The following is a 19,329-nucleotide window of genomic DNA, read 5'->3' as shown; positions in this document are numbered from 1 at the left end:
TATGGTATAATGAAAGAATGAAATACCAAAAAATTGATTTAAAAGAAGTTCGTCAGCAAGCTAGACACTTTCAAAGCGAACATCCTCGTCTTTTACTTGTCTTTCTACTGCCAAGTCTTCTCCTAATTTTAACTAGTTTTATAAGCCCTCTATCTCTAATTGACGAAGGAATTCTTGAACAATCCTTCATCAGTTTTCTGACAACCTTGCTCCAATCCTCGCTCTTTCCCTTGGCACTTGGTTTTACCAGCTCGATCATCCTAGCTGGCGCCCTCTTTACAAGCATCAATCTCTTTAGAGTACCTCAAACAGAGCTTTCCTTCAAGGGTAGTTTGTCTTTATTAGACAACCGTCTCTTTAGTCAGACTTTCCTGACGCTCTTGCTCAAACGTTTCTACCTCTTTTTATGGAGTCTACCCAATCTTCTTGGAGTCTACTGTCTCTTTTACAGTAGCCTAATGGCTCGTAAATTTGTGGAATTGCACCCTGAATTTCCAGCCGTTGACCTCTCGAGTACAGATACTGAGCAGTTTCTCCTTACTTTTGCTCTTTACTTCTTTGGAAGCGTCTTGTTGATGATTTTGGGCACCATTATTTATCTTCCACAGTATTATGCATATTCTCAAGTTGAACCGCTCCTTTGTGATACCCTTGCAATTGGGATAGCTAAGCCAAGTCGGATTCTTGAAACCAGTCGCTTCCTCATGAAGGGCTATAAATTCCAACGCTTCGTCCTTGACTTACAGTTGCTCCCTTGGTATTTCCTTATTTGGATTAGCTTTGGGATTGCGGGTATCTCCATCTATCCTTATGTCTACAGTTGCCAAATCTTCTTTTATCAGAGACTTCTTGAACGTAAGCATAAAAAAGGATAAAAAACATAGATTAGCAAAAACCAGCACTAGGTGCTGGCCTTTTTTATTTCAAGAAAAGGATACTCAAGAGGGTTAAGATAGCTGGCCCACCTTGCTTTAGAATGATTTTTTTATCTGCTGTTAAGGCACCATAAGCCGCAGCTCCTATGACAAATAAAACAAAGATTGTTACGATTTCTAAGCTATGCGAGAAATAAATACCATAGATAAGAAATACCCCAATCAAGGCATTATAAATCCCTTGGTTTTTAAACAGTGAGCTAACAGATGCTCGACTCAACTCTTCCTTATCCATATGAAAGACTCGGCTAGTTGCATCTGATTGAGTTGCCACACTCTCCAAATAAAAGATATAAAAATGTTCGAGGGCAACAAGTGTTGCTAAAATAGTAGTAATAATTGACATCGTTTTCTCCTTAAAATTCTATTTTTTCTAGACCTGACACTAGCTTGGTCAGTAAAGTCGTCAGCTCTTTCTGCTCAGCAGGCGATAAGATGCTCTCCATCTGTTCCTTCACTTTCAAGTGATGTTTAGGCGGATTGACCAAGAGTTGATTCTTGGCTTCTTGGGTTAATTCAACTAAGACTTCTCGTTGATTGACTGGATTTCGCTCACGACTGACATAGCCCTCTGACTCTAAAATCTTGAAATGACGGGTCAAGGCTGCAGGGTCAATCTCTAACTTCTCCTGAACGGCAATTTGGTTACAAGGTGAGTTTTGCAATAAAAACTGCAGGATTTGATAGCGGGTCAAACTGATTCCCAACTGTTTCTCAAAAAGTTGTGTGATGATTTGGTCTGCTAAGCGAACTTGATAAAGTAATTCGTGTATTCCTGCCATTTCTATCTCCTTGTAAATATTTGATTTGTCAATGATTGATTAGTCAATTGTAAAACAAATAAATTCATAATGCAAGTCTTTTGCTCATATTTCTGAAACATAGACAATGTAACAAAAAGCGAAAGTCCTAGTCTGAATATACTATTTCAAGACCTCTCAAGCTTCATCAAGCTAGTAAAGTAGTCAAGGATATGGATTGAAAAAGGAAGTTTTCCTTAGACGAGCATGGTAACTATAAAGCGAGGCTGGGATTTTTTGTCCCAGCCTCTATTTCTTCTAAAATCTATTGAGAACCCAATTACTAGCCTACCAAGTCCGCTCGAAGGATTTCTCCCTCTTTATCGATGACAACTTCGATGGCATGGCCTGCAAAAATTTCCTCTCTATCATCATAGTAGAGGGTCAATTCCCTGTCTTCATTGATCGATAGTTCACTCAAGGAAAGAGAGTTGGTAAAATACTCTTCTGTTAACACCACATCATTTTCATCTGAATCAATCCAGTCTTGAGCTGTTTCCCAGAGTTCTTTGACAATGTAGTCTTTAATCTGAGCATCCTGGGATTGGAAAGTTCCCATAAATTTCTTTAGAGCATCGAAAGAACTTGGAGGAAGACTTTCACCTGCACCCGCATCAAACATAGCATGAATCTTACCGCCTTGATAGGTGATGAAGCCTTCAAACCAAGAATAGGCTCTGTTTAAGGTGAATTCGCCAATATCGTCTTGAATGATAACAGGTTTCTGGTAGGTTTCGATCAAGGTCTCTAACCTGGCGTCTGTGGATTGGTCATCTAGGTATTCCAGCAAGTGGTAGCAGTTATTAGCTACTTCTGACATATATGGCTCTAGCTCCATGAAGGGGCGTTTTTGACATTTGATACGATGAATTTTGTAGGGTTCAAAACTAAACCCCCAATGCTTTTCTTCAAATTCTTCTAGGGTCAGGAGCCATTCCAAACGTCCCTCACGTTCAGAGAAGTCCTGAGTTTCAACATTGACACTAGCTTTAAAATGAACTGACGGCATTAGACAACCATCTTTTAAAGAAGCAGCCCCATTTACATTTTGGAGGGTAAAAATCAATAGTTCAACAATTTCTCCGCAAAATTCCTGTTCAAAATCATCTCTTATTTTCTCAAATGGAGTTTTCAATCGTTTTGTCATTCACTTCATCCTTTCTCTCTGCTTTTAATGCCTTAGCACTGTTATTTGTATACGCTTACATTTTATCATGTTTTAGATTTTATCTCACTTATCAATACTATTTTTACAAAAAAGAAGTCGAAACTAGATTAGTTTCAACTTCTCTTTCTATTAGTTCATCGATACGTGAACGTGATCATAGTGGTTTTCTGTGACACTTCCACGATCTGGCATTGGATTCCAAGTGTAAGCAGGTCCATATTTGCTATCGTATGGTGCATAGAAACGTTGTTTCCAGATGATGTAGCTAATGCCACGGCTAGCCATATTTTGGATCGCATAATCTGCAATTTGGTCTCCAAGAGCTGAGCTTACTGGAACCATAAAGTCAATGGCAAGGCCTTTTCCGTGGTCACCGCTATCTCCTGGACGGTAGCCACTAAAGGATGTGATACCAAACAAGTTAGCAATTTCTTCTTTAAAGGCCGCAGTTTGTGGTTGAAGACCTGCATTCTCTGATTTTGCTGCAGCAAGTCCTGCATAGTCAGGAGCTGCTGGGGCTGCATAAGTGTTTGAAGAGTGCTGACTTGGTTCTGCTTGATAGGTAACGTCTTCTGTATCAGATGAGCTTGTAGTCGTCTCTACAGCTGTTTCCTCCACTACTGGAGTTGAGTTCTCTACTACTGGGCTCGCAACTTCTGCTACAGTTTCAGTAGTAACCTCTGCTACTGCTTCTTCAGTCGCTTGTGGCGCTACTGCTTCAACTTGAGCCTCTGTTTCTTCAACTGGTTGAGTTAAATCTTCAACCTGTACAGTTTGGTCATCTACAGTGACTTGGTTGGTTGTCAAATCTGCTGTTGCAGTTGTTCCTTCGCCACCTTGAACTGTATCAGGGGTTTGGATTTCAACTTCCGTCACTTCTTCCTCATCATTAACAGTTGTAGTAAGCACTGTCTCAGGGAAAATTAGATCAATATTGCTGATCTTGTTCAGGTTAGCAAGAACGGTCACATCTACTCCCAAAGCTTCGGCAATGGTACTTAGAGTATCTCCATACTGAATCGTATAGCTTGTTTTATTCTCATTCTTGGTAACATCGTTTTGAATTTGCTCAACACTACGTGCTGTCCATACTAGTTCTTCTGCTTGGGTTGCCAATACAGGGGCAAGGGACAAGGCTACTGTTGATGCTAAAATAATTCTTTTCTTCATACTATCAAACTCCTTTTCAAATGTAGTACCTGTCTATCATAACACAAAGAAAATAGAAAAAAAGCCCTTTTGGGGCTATTTAACAGAACTGTACATTCATTGTAACAAATATCATTACTTGAAATAGTTTGTTAGTTTCTTGTCATCAGGCTGACACATTCTTCTTAAAGAAAGTTCTAGAAAGAAAGTGAGCTAATATCTTCTAAATACTCTATCTGTTGATTACAAGTTGCAGGTGAGGCAAGAAAATTGATACTCTGAATCCTACTATTTTGGGCAAATTCTATATCCAAAGTCCGATCGCCGATATAATAAGTCTGCTGAGGATTTAATCCATACTTATCTAAAAGATAAATCGCAGCTTCTGGACTAGGCTTCCGAGCAAAGCCACTTTGATTGGTTAAAATTTCTGTAAAATAGTGGGCCAAACCCAAATTCTCCAAAATTGTAAAAGCATTGTCCCCTTTATGGGTATAAACAAACTGCTCAATCCCTTGCTGGTCTGCCCAAGCTAAGATTTCACGCGCCCCTGGCATCAGAACCACTTGAGCATTCTTCTCAGCCAAGCTCTGAGCACGGACTTGATTGAGCCTATCAACATCCAAGCCTCTTTCTTCTGCCACCTTTTCCAACAGATCTTGAACGGAAGTTTGTAGGATAAAGGCACGAACCTCAGCATTATCATAAGGAATGTCAAACTGGGCAAAAGTCTCTTCGATTCCTGCTAAAATAGCCTCATAAGAGTCCAACAAGGTCCCATCTAAATCCCAGATAAATCCAATTTTTTTCATATGTCATCCTTTCAAAGAGATATATTGCTTATAACGATAGCGTAGGAAAATCCAACGGAAACCATTATCCAAAAGCGTTCCTGCCCAGATACCAGGCAAGCCCCAACCAAGAACAATTCCCATCAGGTAGCCTGTTCCAATACGGATGCACCACATTCCAATACTTGTAGCATAAAAGGGAAGTCGGGCATTTCCCAAACCTTGCCAGACAGCTGTATAAATGACCGTCCCCGTTGTCATAGGAGTCCCTAAAAGTGAAAAAAGAGTCACTAGAACACTAGCTTTGATAGCCACAGGATCACTAGTGTAAAGGTGGCTTAGGGGCATTCCGAGAGCATAGATACTGAGTGTTAAGGGCAACATAAGAAAGAGGGATAGCCAAAAAGTTTGCTTACTTAAGTTGTCTACCCTTGCCCAATCATCTTCTCCAACTGCTCGAGCCACCTGCATGACTGTTGCTGTAGCGACACCAAAGGCTGGCATATAGTTAAACTGAGTCAAGACTTCACCGATTGCATTTCCTGCGACTGCCTCCGTCCCAAAGGAAACAACCAAGGCAATAATGACCACATCTCCAGCTCGCATCATGAGACGTTCTCCCGCTGCAGGTAAAGCCAAGGTCAGCAGGTCTTTATCCAGTCCAAAATTTGGTCTCGTATATGGAAGTTTTAATTGCGACCACAAAATCACAACCCCGACCAAACGAGACAAAATAGTCCCCCAAGCTACACCAGCTATCCCCATATCAAGGATAAAAATGGCAATACTTGAAAAAAGGATGTTTAAAGCATTGGATAAAAAACTCACATAAAGCGGCAGTCGAGGATTGCGGGTAGCGCGAATCAAGGCTCCTAGACTAGTCATCAAGCCCAAGAGGACGATTGTCCCTCCTACCAAAGCTAGGTATAGTCCACCACTCTCAGCTACAGACGCTTCTGTTCCTAAAAGACCAATCATCTCTTGACCTGCAAAGATGGACAAGCCCCCTAAAACTAAACTCAGTAGTAGGGTGATTTTAAGTGCTTCTGTCACATGGTAGGCTAGTCTAGACTGGTCCTTCTGCCCCACACTTTTTGATATAACACTAGAAATTGCTGCTCCCAAGGCAATAAAAATAGCCTGATAAATGGTGATAATATTTCCAGCTACAGACACACCCGAAATGGCGATCAAGCCCAGATGTGCCACCAGATAGCTATCCACCATCCCCATGAGCATCTGCAAGAAATTTTCACCCATGGCTGGCAGGGCTATGTTGAGAATGTCTTTATTTTTCTTAAACAATCCTTCCTCCTGATGAAAAGAAACTCAGTTAGTTGCCCAACCGAGTTTACTTCCTCTGTCTTAAAGTCCTAGATAAGATTCTACTGCTGCCTGCATATCTCCTGCTGCAACAGTTGTCTTGTGACGAACTGGAGCTGTTTCGAGGCCATCAACTGCTGGTGGCACAGCCACTCCTGAGATTTCATGTAATTGAGCCAAGGCTTCAAAGTCGGTCAAGCCTGATTTCCCTGTTACAGCTTCTACTGCAACGACTGGGAATTTATAAGGACTAGCTGTTGAAGCAATCACGGTCTTAGTCACATCACCTGTCGCCGCTTGGTATTTTTTATAAACAGCTGAGGCAACCGCTGTATGTGGATCCTCAATGTAGGCATCTGTTTGATAAACACGCTTGATTTCTGCTGCTGTTTCCGCTTCAGTCGCATACTCTGCTGCAAAGAGATCAAGAATCTCTGCATCAAAATCTGTCAATTCATACTGACCTTGGTTATTCAAAGCATTCATGAGTTCAGCTGTCTTAACCGCATTATTACCCAAAAGGTGGAAAATCAAGCGCTCCAAGTTTGAAGAGACCAAGATATCCATAGATGGGCTAGTGGTTACCTTAAACTCACGCTTCTTGTCATAAACACGAGTTTTAAAGAAATCTGTCAAGACATTGTTGTCATTTGAAGCACAGATTAACTTGCCGACTGGTAGGCCGATTTGCTTCGCATAAAAGGCAGCCAAGATATTGCCAAAGTTTCCTGTCGGTACGGTGAAGTTAACCTTATCACCAGCCTTAATCTCACCTGTTTTAACAAGCTGAGCGTAGGCATAAACATAATAGACAATCTGTGGGACCAAACGACCAATATTCATAGAGTTAGCTGATGAGAACTGGAGCTTGTTGGCTGCCAATTTCTCACGAAGAGCCACATCATTGAACATGTGCTTCACGTTGGTTTGAGCATCGTCAAAATTTCCATCAATAGCGATAACATGAGTATTGTCGCCAGTTTGCGTGGTCATTTGTAACTCTTGTACCTTGCTGACACCGTCTTTTGGATAAAAAACGATAATTTCAGTTCCTGGTACATCCGCGAATCCTGCCATAGCAGCTTTCCCAGTATCTCCAGATGTTGCTGTCAAGATGACAATCTTGTTTTCCAAACCGTGTTTCTTAGCAGCTGTTGTCATAAAGTACGGCAAGATAGACAAGGCCATATCTTTAAAGGCAATGGTTGAACCGTGGAAAAGTTCCAAGTTATATTGGCCATCGAGTTTGACAAGAGGGGCAATTGCTGGTGTATCAAACTTGCTGTCATAGGCATTGTTGATACAGTGGTCCAACTCTTCTGCTGTAAAGTCATCCAAGAAGGCTGAAAATACAAGTTTAGCCACCTCTTGATAAGAAGCGTCTTTCAATGTGTCAAAATCCAAGTCCACCTTTGGATAGCTCACTGGAGTAAATAAGCCCCCATCTGTTGCCAAACCTTGCAAAATCGCTTGGCTGGCTGTTACTGTATTTTTCGCATCACGCGTTGATTGATAAACTAATGTCATAAATCTCTATCCTTTATCTATAGTCTTATTCATTATAACATGATTTTTCAGAAAATTCTTCCTTTATGAGAAAATTATAGGTCCAATTCTTCTTTCAAAGGCTCTAAATAAGTCATTTCACTCTGACCTCTCATCTCAAGTCCTTGCTCTGCTATAGCTAGCAAGTCTTTGGAGAACTGGACAATCCCAGCTATTTCTTCATCTGTGAAGTGTTTCTTAGAAAATTGTCTTCTCAAAGACTTGTAGTCACGACCAAAACTTTCAAAGAAAGGAGCTGTTTCTAGGTAAGCTTCAAGCTTGTCAAGATTCACCAATAAACCTAGATGAAAGGCTGCTGAAGCAAAGGTGCGGTCTAGCGGCTGTGTACAAACACTACGAAATTCGACCGTTCCTCGAGTTGTTATGTCTTGGAATTGGTAACTACGGTGCATTTGGAAATCCTTCTCTTGAGGAACAAGCAGAGTTTCTTTTCCATTTAGAGTATAGGCAGTAATCTCATCAGTATCTAAGTAATCTCTAGCCTGAATTGGAGAAAAATAGTAGGTTTCCCCATCACGTTCTGCTGTAAAAATCGCAGAGCGGTCTAGATAATCAAAAAAATCATTCTCATCTTTAAAGAGTCTTGCATTGACACCAACATTCTCTGGATAAATTCCATGCATGGATTCTTCCCAAAAGATATCTCGTGAAATCTGGGTGTCCCAGTCTGCTCCAGAAAACTCAGAATTGGCAAATAAGAAAGCTTTGGCTGACTCAATCTGAGTGAAAGCATTGATGACACGTAGGTAGTTAGCGGTCGAAACATCCAACTGGACTTGACTCCCGCAGATGAAGGCTCCGTATTGTGGAAAGTCATGTAAATGCGCACTTTTTTGGTGACTCCCCATACGCAGATAATCCATCAGCATCTGATAGCGTGGATAAGCGACAGGTCTATTATCATTGCTATCCCAGTTCGGGTGAATCCCCCAACCCTGGATAGCATGATTCTTTTCGCCTAGCTTTTCTTGGATTACCTTCATATAGGCCTGAAAACGTCCTTCAACCTCTTGGATATTCTGAGCCCTACCAAAGGCAAACTCCAAGGTTGTATAAGAAACTTCAAACAGAATCCGATCTTGACTCATCGGTTCTACAAGTTGAATCGGATTACCCTCCTGGTCTACCTTTTCAACTTCCAGACTGAGAGCATCAACCAAAAAATGCATCAAGTCCTTGCTGACTTCAATATCTGTAGGTTGGCCTTTCGTATGAACGATCGGAAACTCCAACTCAATACCGATGTAGAGACCTGGATTTTCTTTGATATTTTTTAAATAGCGGTCTTTTAATAACTGAATTGAAGGGGACATACATACCTCTCACTCTAACTTCTCATACTAGAAAATAAATCACTCTCTATTATACCAAAATCTCCCAGAGAAGGATCTCAGAAAGTCTGTTTGCAAGCTCGATCCCTAGACTTGAGAACGAACAACTTCCTCTTTATATGAAATTTTATGACAAGACGCCAGATATCATTGTTCAATTTTCACAGTCTCATCAACCGGTTAAGCGATTACATATGTTTTTGCATCAAATCCCTTGTACTATATTAAATATAGTGATACAATTCACATATAGACAAAAAAGAGGGCAGTTCAAATTCGACTTCACTTGAAAGCTTTTCAAGCCAAGCCCCTTTTCCTCTGCACCTCAACGACTAACCAAGGAGGATAGCTATGAAAGCTGTTGTTGTAAATCCAGAAAGCACTGGTGTTGCTATTGAAGAAAAAGTTCTCCGTCCACTCGAAACTGGGGAAGCTCTTGTAGAAGTTGAGTACTGTGGTGTCTGCCACACTGACCTCCACGTTGCCCATGGTGACTTTGGTAAAGTTCCAGGACGTGTTCTCGGTCACGAAGGTATCGGTATCGTCAAAGAAGTTGCTCCTGATGTTAAGAGCCTAAAAGTTGGCGACCGTGTTAGTGTTGCTTGGTTCTTTGAAGGTTGTGGAAAATGTGAATACTGTACAACTGGGCGCGAAACTCTTTGCCGCACAGTGAAAAATGCTGGCTACTCAGTTGATGGTGGTATGGCAGAACAATGTATCGTAACTGCAGATTATGCTGTTAAGGTTCCAGAAGGTCTCGATCCAGCCCAAGCTTCTTCAATTACTTGTGCCGGTGTTACTACCTACAAGGCTATCAAAGAAGCAAAAGTTGAACCAGGCCAATGGGTTGTACTCTATGGTGCTGGAGGGCTTGGTAACTTAGCTGTTCAATATGCTAAAAAAGTATTCAACGCTCACGTTATCGCAGTAGATATTAACAACGATAAACTTGCTCTAGCTAAAGAAGTTGGTGCTGATATCGTGATTAATGGTCTTGAAGTCGAAGATGTTCCAGGTCTTATCAAAGAAAAAACAAACGGTGGTGCTCACTCAGCTGTCGTAACAGCTGTATCAAAAGTTGCCTTCAACCAAGCAGTTGACTCTGTTCGTGCAGGCGGTCGTGTAGTAGCTGTCGGACTCCCTTCAGAAATGATGGATCTAAGCATCGTCAAAACAGTTCTTGACGGTATTCAGGTCATCGGTTCTCTCGTTGGAACACGTAAAGATTTGGAAGAAGCCTTCCAATTTGGTGCTGAAGGTCTGGTTGTACCAATCGTTCAAAAACGCCCTGTCGAAGATGCCATTGCTGTCTTTGATGAAATGGCTGCTGGTACCATCCAAGGTCGCATGGTTCTAGACTTTACTCATTAAGATAAAAAAATACAGTATGAGGTCGGAATAAAAATTCCGATCTCTTTTCTTATTGAAAATGAGTCTTTGAGGCGATAACTAATTGAAATTGTTGCTGAAAACTTCATTTTCTCAACCCATGGTCGTTTAGATTCCTGTGAATCTTTGAAGCCCCATTTAGCTAGTATAAGGAAATTGAGACTTGCTCTGCTAATGTCTACTCACCACCTTTTTATATTAAATTTTTTCCAATTCTTTAAATATTCTTACAAAACGTTGATATATCAACATCTAAAAAGCAAACATTTTCCCATTTTTTTAAATCTTTAGTGTAATTAGTTGCATTTTTGATGAAAACGATTTATACTTAAGGAGTCTTAAAGTTTTCTTAAACTAAGAGTCAAACATTTTATAAGGAGGAATGACAATAATGAGTATCGGAATCATTATTGCGAGCCACGGTGAATTTGCCGCGGGTATTCATCAGTCAGGATCTATGATCTTTGGTGAACAAGAAAAGGTTCAAGTTGTAACCTTTATGCCAAACGAAGGTCCAGATGATTTATACGCCAAGTTCAACAATGCTGTGGCTGCATTTGACGCAGAAGATGAGGTTCTAGTCTTGGCTGACCTTTGGAGTGGGTCTCCATTTAACCAAGCTAGCCGCGTAATGGGAGAAAACCCTGAGCGTAAATTTGCCATCATCACAGGACTTAACTTACCGATGTTAATCCAAGCATATACCGAGCGCCTCATGGACGCTACTGCAGGTGTTGATAAAGTCGCTGCAAATATCATCAAAGAATCTAAGGATGGCATCAAGGCTCTTCCAGAAGAACTAAATCCAGCTGAGGAAGTTGCTACTGCTGCAACTGCGCCTGTAGCCCAAGCTGCTATTCCAGAAGGAACTGTCATTGGAGACGGTAAACTGAAAATCAACCTTGCACGTCTTGACACACGTCTCCTTCACGGGCAAGTCGCAACTGCTTGGACACCAGATTCAAAAGCTAACCGTATCATCGTTGCTTCAGATAACGTAGCTAACGACGACCTTCGTAAAGAATTGATCAAACAAGCGGCTCCTAACGGAGTGAAGGCTAACGTTGTTCCAATCAAAAAATTGATTGAGGTTGCTAAAGATCCTCGCTTTGGTGAAACACATGCCCTTATCTTGTTTGAAACACCACAAGATGCCCTTCGGGCTATCGAAGGTGGTGTGCCAATCAAAACTCTTAACGTTGGATCAATGGCTCACTCAACTGGTAAAACAATGGTCAACAACGTATTGTCAATGGACAAAGACGACGTTGCTACATTTGAAAAAATGCGTGACCTTGGTGTTGAATTTGACGTACGTAAAGTACCAAACGACACTAAAAAAGATTTGTTTGACTTGATTAGCAAAGCTAACGTTCAATAATTAACATTAAATAGAAAAGGAATAAAACCATGTCAGATATTTCATTCATTTCTGCTATCTTGGTTGTAGTTGTTGCCTTCTTCGCAGGTCTTGAAGGTATCCTCGACCAATTCCAATTCCATCAACCAATCGTAGCATGTACCCTTATCGGTCTTGTAACTGGTAACCTCGAAGCAGGGGTTATGCTTGGTGGATCACTTCAAATGATCGCTCTTGGTTGGGCAAACATCGGAGCTGCCGTAGCTCCTGACGCTGCTCTTGCCTCTGTTGCAGCTGCAATCATCATGATTAAGGGTGGTAACTTTACTACTGAAGGTATCGCAGTCGCAACTGCAACTGCAATCCCTCTTGCCGTAGCTGGACTTTTCTTGACTATGATCGTTCGTACAATCTCAGTTGGTTTGGTTCATACTGCAGATGCTGCTGCTAAAGAAGGAAACATTGCAGCTGTTGAACGTGCTCACTACTTTGCCCTTGCTCTTCAAGGTCTACGTATTGCTATCCCAGCTGCACTCTTGCTTGCAATGCCAACTGAAGCCGTTCAAAGCGTATTGAACCTTATGCCAGAATGGCTTAAAGGTGGTATGGCTGTCGGTGGTGCTATGGTCGTTGCCGTTGGTTACGCTTTGGTTATCAACATGATGGCTACTCGTGAAGTATGGCCATTCTTCGCAATCGGTTTTGCTCTTGCAGCAATCTCTCAATTGACTTTGATTGCCCTTGGTGTCATCGGTGTTGCCCTTGCCTTCATCTATCTCAACCTTTCTAAACAAGGTGGAAACGGTGGCGGAGGAGCTGCAACTTCTAACGATCCAATCGGTGATATCCTAGAAGACTACTAGAAAGGGGAACAATCATGGCTGAAAAAATTCAATTATCAAAATCAGATCGCCAAAAAGTTTGGTGGCGTTCACAATTCCTTCAAGGTTCTTGGAACTACGAACGTATGCAAAACTTGGGTTGGGCTTACTCTTTGATCCCAGCTATCAAGAAACTTTACACTAAAAAAGAAGACCAAGCAGCTGCTCTTGAGCGTCACCTTGAATTCTTCAACACTCACCCATACGTAGCTGCTCCAATCATGGGGGTTACTCTTGCACTTGAAGAAGAACGCGCTAACGGTACTGAAATCGATGACGCTGCTATCCAAGGTGTTAAGATCGGTATGATGGGACCTCTTGCTGGTATCGGTGACCCAGTCTTCTGGTTTACAGTTCGTCCGATCCTTGGTGCCCTTGGTGCATCACTTGCTGCAACTGGTAATATCGTTGGACCACTTCTCTTCTTCTTTGGATGGAATGCAATCCGTATGTCTTTCCTATGGTATACACAAGAATTTGGTTACAAGGCTGGATCTGAAATCACTAAAGACATGTCAGGTGGTATCTTGAAAGACATCACTAAAGGAGCTTCAATCCTTGGTATGTTCATCCTTGCCGTTCTTGTACAACGTTGGGTATCGATCAACTTCACTATCAACCTTCCAGGTAAACAATTGTCAGAAGGTGCCTACATCGTCTTCCCAGAAGGTCCTGTTACAGGTGGAGAATTGAAGGGAATTCTCGGCCAAGCACTTAGCGGATTGAGCTTGGATAGCGTTCAACCACAAACGCTTCAAGGTCAGTTGAACTCATTGATCCCAGGATTGATGGGACTTCTCCTTACTTTCCTTTGCATGTGGTTGCTTAAGAAAAAAGTATCTCCAATCACAATCATCCTTGCTCTCTTTGCAGTAGGTATCGCAGCTCGTTTCTTCGGTATCATGTAATCTCGGTGAGAATGTACAAACAAAAAAAGAATCAGGTTCATCACCTGATTCTTTTTTATATCTCATTTACTCTGCCAAAGCACCCATTGGATCCCATGGTGCAAGAACGATTGGTTCTGCTTCATAGGCAGCTCGTTCTTCTGCTGTCAGCAATTCTTTACGTACAACGATTTGGTAAGTGTATTCGTCCATCCAAGCATCTGAGGCAACAAAGTAACCATCTGTACCGACCTTGTCTCCCCATGAGTTTTCAACTTTCCACTTAGTTGATTTACCATTTTCATCCAAATCAACACCTGTCAAGACCATAGCGTGGGTCATCAAGCTTTCGCTGTAGTCCAAACGTCCAGCCTTGTCTTGAGTCAATTGAATATCCATGCTTGATTCAAAATCATAGACATCTGTCGCAAGGATTCCTGCTTTACGATTGCTGAGCTGGCCAACATCTGAACCAAACCAAACAGTTTCTCCTGTCTGCATTTGGGCAATGGCCAATTCTTTCAAGCGTTCCATCGGTACGTTGATGTAGCGAACCGCACGGCTACCAACAACATTTCCCAGCATCTCAACTGTGTAAGATTTACCGTATGGTTTATCAGCAGTTGGAGCATTGATTACAGAAACATAGTCTTCTAGTGGAAGGTCAACATATTTCTTGTAAAACTCTTGTGGAGTGATGCCTTTTTCGCTTTGGTAGTTGTTATCCTTATCGCGATAAGCAAAGTCAAATTGACGTGGTGGGAGACCTAGTGACATGGCAAGGAAATTAAAGATTTCTTGCAAGAGGTCTTCTTTTTTAGCTTGAACAGCTGCTTGATCTGCACCAGAAGCCAAGAGGTCACGCAAGATTTGAGCGTCTTGACGGAGCAATTTGTTAAGGATGGCATTGAGCTCACGGCTGCTGCTAGATGAAACAGACTCTGGATAAACAGACTTAGGAACGACACCATATTTCTCAAAGAGAGAAACTACCATATCCCATTGTCCACCATCTTGTTGTGGAGTTTGGAGTAGGAAGCTAACCTTGCGGCTTGTCAATTCTTGGTCAGCTGTCACAATGACTTGCTCCAAGAACCAGTTAGATTTTTCATACTTGTCCCAGAAGAAGGTGTGGGCTTGTGACAATTCAAAGTTTTCAAGTTTGTATTGAGAGATGAGTTTGTGGCGGAAAGTATTAAGGGCTGCAAACATCCAGCAACGACCAGATGCTTTCTGGTTAGTGACCTTGTCCTTAGTCAAGTCAAGTGAGAAAACAGGTGTGTTGTCTACATGGCTTTGACGACGCTCAAGGGCTGCAAAAATTCCATTGTGGCTAGCTGCATTTTCGATAGCTTGGTATTTTACATTTGCTTCATAGTTGGCAAATAATTTATCTGTAAATGATTCTTGAATCGCGTTCATAAAATCCTCCTTTTATTCTACAGTCTATTATAACTCTTTTCACAAAGGAAGCAACCAAAAACTGAAAAAGGCAAGGATATTTTCCTCACCTTTTTCAACGATTACACAGTTTACCCAACACTTTCGAGTAAGCCTTCTAATTCCTCTTTAGTTAAGCGACGCCATTCCCCACGCTTTAGATTTTCATCCAAGGTCAAAGTTCCCATGGTCAGACGTTGCAAGTCCACCACTTCCTTGCCACAGTAGGCTACCATCCGTTTAATCTGGTGAAATTTCCCTTCTGCAATGGTCACTCGGACCAGGCTTTGATCCTTTTCCGTATCGATCGACACAAGCTCCAGCTTGGCAGGCTGACAGGTAAAGTCCTTGAGGGGAATACCTTGCGCAAATGTCTCAACATCTGCATCTGTCATCACTCCATTGTTCTGCGCTAGATAGGTTTTATCCACATGGCGTTTAGGTGAAAGGAGAGCATGAGCCAGCTTACCATCATTAGTCAAGAGTAAGAGTCCATGCGTATCGATATCCAAACGTCCTACTGGGAAAACTTCCTTGGCACGTGCATAGTCATCCAACAAGTCCAAGACTGTCTTGTGTTTTGGATCCTCAGTTGCTGAAATAACTCCTTGGGGCTTGTTCATCATATAGTAAACAAACTCCTCGTAGTCTATCTTTTGCCCGTCAAAACAAATTTCGTCCGTGTCTTCATTGATTTGCAACTTGGCAGATTTTTCTTTCTTACCATTCACTGTCACGCGCCCAGCCTTGAGAAAGTTTTTGACCTCAGTCCGACTCCCGACTGCACAGGCAACTAAAAATTTATCTAATCTCATAAAGCTATTATATCATGAAAAAGTATAGATTTTGAACAAAAAAATAAGCCGCCTGATTGGGCGACTTTATTTTATAGGGAGATTATTATGAAAAATTTTTAGGAGTTAAAGTTAAGGTCTTCTTAACTTATGCTTATAGTATAAGCTAGATTCCTAAAAGTTTTCTTAAAATATTCTCCTAAAACTTAAATTTCTTTAAATAATCACTTTTAAAGTCAATCATTCTCGCCAGAAATCAAAGCTTACGCAAAAGTTAAGGCCATAAAGAGGATAAGCATCACAAACAAGGCTAAGCTAACAAGCAAGGTTAAGACTTTAACAAGCGTATTACTTTGCCAATAACTCGGCTTCCCGATATTGCTGGTTGCATCAATAGAAAAGATTTGAGTTTGCCTTGGTTGTATGGTCACAAGGATGATTAAGGAAATAGCTAAAACAATGGTTAAAATTATCAATAATTCAGTCATTTAACTACCTCAAAAGCCCTATTAAAGTAAACAGTAAACCAATCAAAATGATGAATCCTAACAAGAAAGAGAATGTTTTACTAATTTTTTCACCACGTGTGGCTTTTTCTTTTTTGATGGGTTCTTGTTTCATCTCTTCCATGCGACCTTCAACATCCTGATAAAATAGATCTTTTTTAGTCATGTCTTTCTCCTAAAATGATTTCCATCCGCTCCTGATACATAATTGGATCCACATAATTGGCATGGTAACCCTGTTCTCCAAGAGCTCGTCCCATCTCTTTAACGTTAGAAAGAGCTAATTCAATAGTTTGAATCATGCCGTCAACTGCTTCCTTAGCGAAAATATGACTTGGAGCTGTATAGCGACGGTTATGGGCAGTTTCTTCAAAAGCTAGGACCAGTTGGTTGTGTTCAAAGGCCTGACGAACAGCCTGGAGAAGTTCATTACCATAGTTGATATCCAAGTAGATATCTGATAGTTGATAGAGATCTTGAATCTTTTGGGGACTGGCATTTTGATAGAGTACAACATTCGGGTAGCGTAGCATATCCATCAACTTTGCTGACATTTCTGTCACTGCCGCGATTCGGAAAGTGACCCTTGGTAAACTCTCCACCAATTTTTCAACTTGCTCTAGTTGATCCGAATTGGTCACTATCAGGGCATCAGGTCGAACAAAATTATCACGCTTAAAGTGATAATGATAGCCTAAGTGACTAAACTTATGATGGAATTTCTCATCCGTCAATTGCAGAGCGCGTTCATAAGTCGCATAATCTGGAATGATAATGGTCTTAGCTCGAAGCTGGTCATTCTCCAAAATCAGTTGCATATTTCCTGGTATATCATCATGTAGTGGTTCTTGCCAAACTAGGATATCCTGACCTGATTTTTCTGGAAAATGGAAAGAAGTCAAAAACGAAGTAGATAAGCTATTAAAGAGAATGTGGTCAAGATTCACATTCAAACTTTGCAAGAAGTCTATGATAAAGGTTACTCGACCAGAAAAATGGCGCAAGCCTTGCCCTTCCAAGGTCAAAAGAATATCACCTGTGACATGGTTTTCCAAAATAACTTCCTTTTGTTCTACATCCCTATAGGAAGTCATAATAGCTTGACCAGAAGCATCAAAGGTGGTCTTAGCAAAGCAAGCTCCAAAACGATTATAGTGATCCACTTGGAAGATGCGACCTGCTGGTGTTTTCCATTCGACTTTTTTCACCAAACGAGCCTGTAAACCATCTGCAAAATGTATCACTGCTCGTTCTTGATTAAGGTCATTGATGGTCCCAAATTGATTATTACCAGCAATCTCCCAAAAGTCTGGTACAGGAACTTGGTTAAAGTACAAGGGTTTACCGCTGTCATAACCCAAATAATAGGTGAAAGGTGAGACAACTCCATCTGGCAAAAATCCATCGGGTTCAATAACCACAGCCAAATCAGACAGTCCTGCTTCAGTCAGACTATAGTGCAAATCTTGGCTTTCTTGATTATATACATCAAATAACTGAATCATCCACTACCTCCTTGATTGTATTTTCCCATTTGTTCAAAATCTCTTGAGTCAAGAACTTCTCGGCTATCTGGTAAGACTTTTCTCTCATGCCTTCCAAATGATTTTCCAAATACAGTTGGCAAATCTTTTCTGCATAAGCTTTCTTGATTTCATCTTCGACATGGTCAGATGAGCTTGGAATCAAGTAGCCATTTTCGCCATCTTCGATGAAGGTTTGATTTCCATAAGGAACATCAAAACCAATCAATGGCAAGCCCGAACCAATTGCTTCCATGAGTGTTAACCCAAATCCTTCACTTGTAGAAGCAGTTAGATAAACTTCATACTGTAAATAGATTTGAGAAAGTTCGGCATGACCCTTGAGTTTAATATACTCTTCTGCCTGACCTGCAGCGATAATCTCATGAAGACGTCCTTCTTCACCACCACTACCGTAGATATCGAAGGTTAATTCTGGCAATTCCTTATGAGCCTCAATCACAGCCTTCACAAGCCAATCAATGTGTTTTTCCTTAGCCAAACGCGAAGCTGTAATGAGCGAAAATGGTTTACGGCTCTCTTGTGGTTTTGTTAATTGATCAACACTTCCAACTGGAATGGTCACAATCTTAGGTGCATGCGAGGTATAGCGAGCAAATTGTTGCTCTAAGACTTCCTTTTGACGATCCGTTGAAACGATAAAGAGATCGACCTTATCTGCATTTGTAAATTGATAGTCATAATAGTTATTCCAAAGGATATAATCGTCATTTGTCGCATTTTCACTGTAATGCTCCGCATGAACAACTACCGCTAGATGCGCCGCTTGCGCTTCCTCAAAAACAACCTGACCAATCCCTGTCTCACGATCTAAAATTACTAGATCTGATTTACTTAACCCAAGTGTCTGCATGAAATAACGAATTAAGGCAGGCTTCCCGTATAAAATGCGATCCTTGAAACGATAAACTTCCTCAGTTCCTTGATTCATGAACATCTCATAAGCCGGAGTCCCATCTTCATTGTAGAAGGTTCTTTGGTAGAGTGTCGCTACATTGTCTTTAGGAGCAAAATATTCTGTGCAATAGCGTGTGTAAGAGAAATAATCTTTGCGGATTAACTTACCGGCATATACATACTCTACGTGTTGGACGAAATCTTTTTCCTCATCTACCAAATAACAAGTGATAAACTTGTCTTCATCTGAGAAGAAGATTCGTTCAATTCTCCCATTTCTTTCACGACGGCTTTCTACGCCTTCAAAATAAGCTAACACATCATCTACCGTCACACTGGTCGGTGCAATTTTGATATCTGTAAAGTGATTGTAAAGCCAGATGACTTGATCGTCATCAAAGCCGATATTTGCGGTTAGGTGCTGGATATTATCTCCCAAAATCATATCTGTAAAGATAAACTTCGACGGCAGATTCAGGCTGCGAAAAATACCCGCACGATATGCCTGGGCATATTCAACACCACTGCTGGCCCAACCAATTCCTAAATTTATATTGTAAATTGTCAT

General features: G+C 41.2%; 19 protein-coding genes. 5 read left to right on the top strand and 14 right to left on the bottom strand.

Annotated features, from left to right (window positions below; all coding sequences use genetic code 11):
* Positions 1-17 precede the first annotated feature (17 nt).
* Complete coding sequence (locus HMPREF2987_RS09800) at positions 18-875, top strand: DUF975 family protein (protein ID WP_075230384.1); 858 nt, start codon at positions 18-20, stop codon at positions 873-875.
* A gap of 43 nt (positions 876-918) precedes the next feature.
* On the opposite strand, the gene HMPREF2987_RS09795 is transcribed toward HMPREF2987_RS09800, so the two are convergent.
* From HMPREF2987_RS09795 to HMPREF2987_RS09760, 8 genes are all read right to left on the bottom strand, one after another.
* Positions 919-1,281 (bottom strand): DUF1304 domain-containing protein, encoded by a 363-nt coding sequence (locus HMPREF2987_RS09795; RefSeq protein ID WP_075230383.1) that lies wholly within the window; start codon positions 1,279-1,281, stop codon positions 919-921.
* Between the two features lie 10 nt (positions 1,282-1,291).
* On the bottom strand, positions 1,292-1,717 hold the full coding sequence (locus HMPREF2987_RS09790) for a MarR family winged helix-turn-helix transcriptional regulator (protein WP_075230382.1): 426 nt from the start codon (positions 1,715-1,717) through the stop codon (positions 1,292-1,294).
* Positions 1,718-2,018: 301 nt separating this feature from the next.
* Entirely contained in the window at positions 2,019-2,882 is an 864-nt protein-coding gene (locus HMPREF2987_RS09785) for a DUF2262 domain-containing protein (RefSeq protein WP_075230381.1), read from the bottom strand.
* A 150-nt stretch (positions 2,883-3,032) separates the two neighbouring features.
* A complete protein-coding gene (locus HMPREF2987_RS09780; RefSeq protein WP_075230380.1) occupies positions 3,033-4,073 on the bottom strand; it encodes a LysM peptidoglycan-binding domain-containing protein in 1,041 nt (346 codons plus the stop codon).
* 176 nt (positions 4,074-4,249) lie between these two features.
* Complete coding sequence (locus HMPREF2987_RS09775; RefSeq protein WP_075230379.1) at positions 4,250-4,864, bottom strand: HAD-IA family hydrolase; 615 nt, start codon at positions 4,862-4,864, stop codon at positions 4,250-4,252.
* A gap of 3 nt (positions 4,865-4,867) precedes the next feature.
* Positions 4,868-6,148: an MATE family efflux transporter gene (locus tag HMPREF2987_RS09770; RefSeq protein WP_075230378.1), complete on the bottom strand. Its 1,281-nt coding sequence runs from the start codon at positions 6,146-6,148 to the stop codon at positions 4,868-4,870.
* A gap of 60 nt (positions 6,149-6,208) precedes the next feature.
* A complete protein-coding gene (thrC, locus tag HMPREF2987_RS09765) occupies positions 6,209-7,693 on the bottom strand; it encodes a threonine synthase (protein WP_075230377.1) in 1,485 nt (494 codons plus the stop codon).
* A 74-nt stretch (positions 7,694-7,767) separates the two neighbouring features.
* Positions 7,768-9,045 (bottom strand): glutamate-cysteine ligase family protein, encoded by a 1,278-nt coding sequence (locus HMPREF2987_RS09760; protein WP_075230376.1) that lies wholly within the window; start codon positions 9,043-9,045, stop codon positions 7,768-7,770.
* A 369-nt stretch (positions 9,046-9,414) separates the two neighbouring features.
* Between HMPREF2987_RS09760 and adhP the strand changes: the two genes are divergently transcribed.
* The 4 genes from adhP (at position 9,415) to HMPREF2987_RS09740 (ending at position 13,601) form a co-directional block, all read left to right on the top strand.
* Entirely contained in the window at positions 9,415-10,434 is a 1,020-nt protein-coding gene (gene adhP / locus HMPREF2987_RS09755; protein WP_075230375.1) for an alcohol dehydrogenase AdhP, read from the top strand.
* Between the two features lie 409 nt (positions 10,435-10,843).
* Positions 10,844-11,833: a PTS sugar transporter subunit IIB gene (locus HMPREF2987_RS09750; protein ID WP_075230374.1), complete on the top strand. Its 990-nt coding sequence runs from the start codon at positions 10,844-10,846 to the stop codon at positions 11,831-11,833.
* A gap of 29 nt (positions 11,834-11,862) precedes the next feature.
* Positions 11,863-12,675, top strand: a complete 813-nt coding sequence (locus HMPREF2987_RS09745; RefSeq protein ID WP_075230373.1) for a PTS mannose/fructose/sorbose transporter subunit IIC — start codon at positions 11,863-11,865, stop codon at positions 12,673-12,675.
* 14 nt (positions 12,676-12,689) lie between these two features.
* Positions 12,690-13,601, top strand: coding sequence for a PTS system mannose/fructose/sorbose family transporter subunit IID (locus tag HMPREF2987_RS09740; RefSeq protein ID WP_075230372.1), 912 nt, complete (start codon positions 12,690-12,692; stop codon positions 13,599-13,601).
* A gap of 66 nt (positions 13,602-13,667) precedes the next feature.
* On the opposite strand, the gene pepC is transcribed toward HMPREF2987_RS09740, so the two are convergent.
* From pepC to gtfA, 6 genes are all read right to left on the bottom strand, one after another.
* Complete coding sequence (gene pepC, locus HMPREF2987_RS09735; RefSeq protein ID WP_075230371.1) at positions 13,668-15,002, bottom strand: aminopeptidase C; 1,335 nt, start codon at positions 15,000-15,002, stop codon at positions 13,668-13,670.
* A gap of 110 nt (positions 15,003-15,112) precedes the next feature.
* Entirely contained in the window at positions 15,113-15,835 is a 723-nt protein-coding gene (locus tag HMPREF2987_RS09730) for a pseudouridine synthase (RefSeq protein ID WP_075230370.1), read from the bottom strand.
* A gap of 242 nt (positions 15,836-16,077) precedes the next feature.
* Complete coding sequence (locus tag HMPREF2987_RS09725) at positions 16,078-16,302, bottom strand: accessory Sec system protein Asp5 (protein WP_075230369.1); 225 nt, start codon at positions 16,300-16,302, stop codon at positions 16,078-16,080.
* A gap of 4 nt (positions 16,303-16,306) precedes the next feature.
* Positions 16,307-16,486 carry an accessory Sec system protein Asp4 gene (gene asp4 / locus HMPREF2987_RS09720; RefSeq protein WP_075230368.1) on the bottom strand — a complete coding sequence of 60 codons (180 nt, stop codon included), beginning with the start codon at positions 16,484-16,486 and terminating at the stop codon, positions 16,307-16,309.
* Positions 16,479-17,825, bottom strand: coding sequence for an accessory Sec system glycosylation chaperone GtfB (gene gtfB / locus HMPREF2987_RS09715; protein WP_075230367.1), 1,347 nt, complete (start codon positions 17,823-17,825; stop codon positions 16,479-16,481). Before gtfB ends, asp4 begins: the two co-directional genes overlap by 8 nt.
* Positions 17,809-19,329, bottom strand: coding sequence for an accessory Sec system glycosyltransferase GtfA (gene gtfA / locus HMPREF2987_RS09710; RefSeq protein ID WP_075230366.1), 1,521 nt, complete (start codon positions 19,327-19,329; stop codon positions 17,809-17,811). Before gtfA ends, gtfB begins: the two co-directional genes overlap by 17 nt.

Origin of the sequence: Streptococcus sp. HMSC067H01 (assembly GCF_001814775.1) — a bacterium.
GTDB lineage: Bacteria > Bacillota > Bacilli > Lactobacillales > Streptococcaceae > Streptococcus.
The sequence above is the reverse complement of the archived record's forward strand: the minus strand, read 5'-3'. Positions and strand labels throughout refer to the sequence as shown.

Coding starts and splice junctions, on each gene's coding strand:
- HMPREF2987_RS09785 (WP_075230381.1), bottom strand. CDS start 2,882: ATGACAAAACGATTGAAAACTCCATTTGAGAAAATAAGAGATGATTTT.
- HMPREF2987_RS09790 (WP_075230382.1), bottom strand. CDS start 1,717: ATGGCAGGAATACACGAATTACTTTATCAAGTTCGCTTAGCAGACCAA.
- HMPREF2987_RS09760 (WP_075230376.1), bottom strand. CDS start 9,045: ATGTCCCCTTCAATTCAGTTATTAAAAGACCGCTATTTAAAAAATATC.
- gtfA (WP_075230366.1), bottom strand. CDS start 19,329: ATGACAATTTACAATATAAATTTAGGAATTGGTTGGGCCAGCAGTGGT.
- HMPREF2987_RS09780 (WP_075230380.1), bottom strand. CDS start 4,073: ATGAAGAAAAGAATTATTTTAGCATCAACAGTAGCCTTGTCCCTTGCC.
- HMPREF2987_RS09745 (WP_075230373.1), top strand. CDS start 11,863: ATGTCAGATATTTCATTCATTTCTGCTATCTTGGTTGTAGTTGTTGCC.
- HMPREF2987_RS09725 (WP_075230369.1), bottom strand. CDS start 16,302: ATGACTGAATTATTGATAATTTTAACCATTGTTTTAGCTATTTCCTTA.
- thrC (WP_075230377.1), bottom strand. CDS start 7,693: ATGACATTAGTTTATCAATCAACGCGTGATGCGAAAAATACAGTAACA.
- HMPREF2987_RS09730 (WP_075230370.1), bottom strand. CDS start 15,835: ATGAGATTAGATAAATTTTTAGTTGCCTGTGCAGTCGGGAGTCGGACT.
- asp4 (WP_075230368.1), bottom strand. CDS start 16,486: ATGACTAAAAAAGATCTATTTTATCAGGATGTTGAAGGTCGCATGGAA.
- HMPREF2987_RS09775 (WP_075230379.1), bottom strand. CDS start 4,864: ATGAAAAAAATTGGATTTATCTGGGATTTAGATGGGACCTTGTTGGAC.
- HMPREF2987_RS09740 (WP_075230372.1), top strand. CDS start 12,690: ATGGCTGAAAAAATTCAATTATCAAAATCAGATCGCCAAAAAGTTTGG.
- gtfB (WP_075230367.1), bottom strand. CDS start 17,825: ATGATTCAGTTATTTGATGTATATAATCAAGAAAGCCAAGATTTGCAC.
- HMPREF2987_RS09800 (WP_075230384.1), top strand. CDS start 18: ATGAAATACCAAAAAATTGATTTAAAAGAAGTTCGTCAGCAAGCTAGA.
- HMPREF2987_RS09795 (WP_075230383.1), bottom strand. CDS start 1,281: ATGTCAATTATTACTACTATTTTAGCAACACTTGTTGCCCTCGAACAT.
- adhP (WP_075230375.1), top strand. CDS start 9,415: ATGAAAGCTGTTGTTGTAAATCCAGAAAGCACTGGTGTTGCTATTGAA.
- pepC (WP_075230371.1), bottom strand. CDS start 15,002: ATGAACGCGATTCAAGAATCATTTACAGATAAATTATTTGCCAACTAT.
- HMPREF2987_RS09750 (WP_075230374.1), top strand. CDS start 10,844: ATGAGTATCGGAATCATTATTGCGAGCCACGGTGAATTTGCCGCGGGT.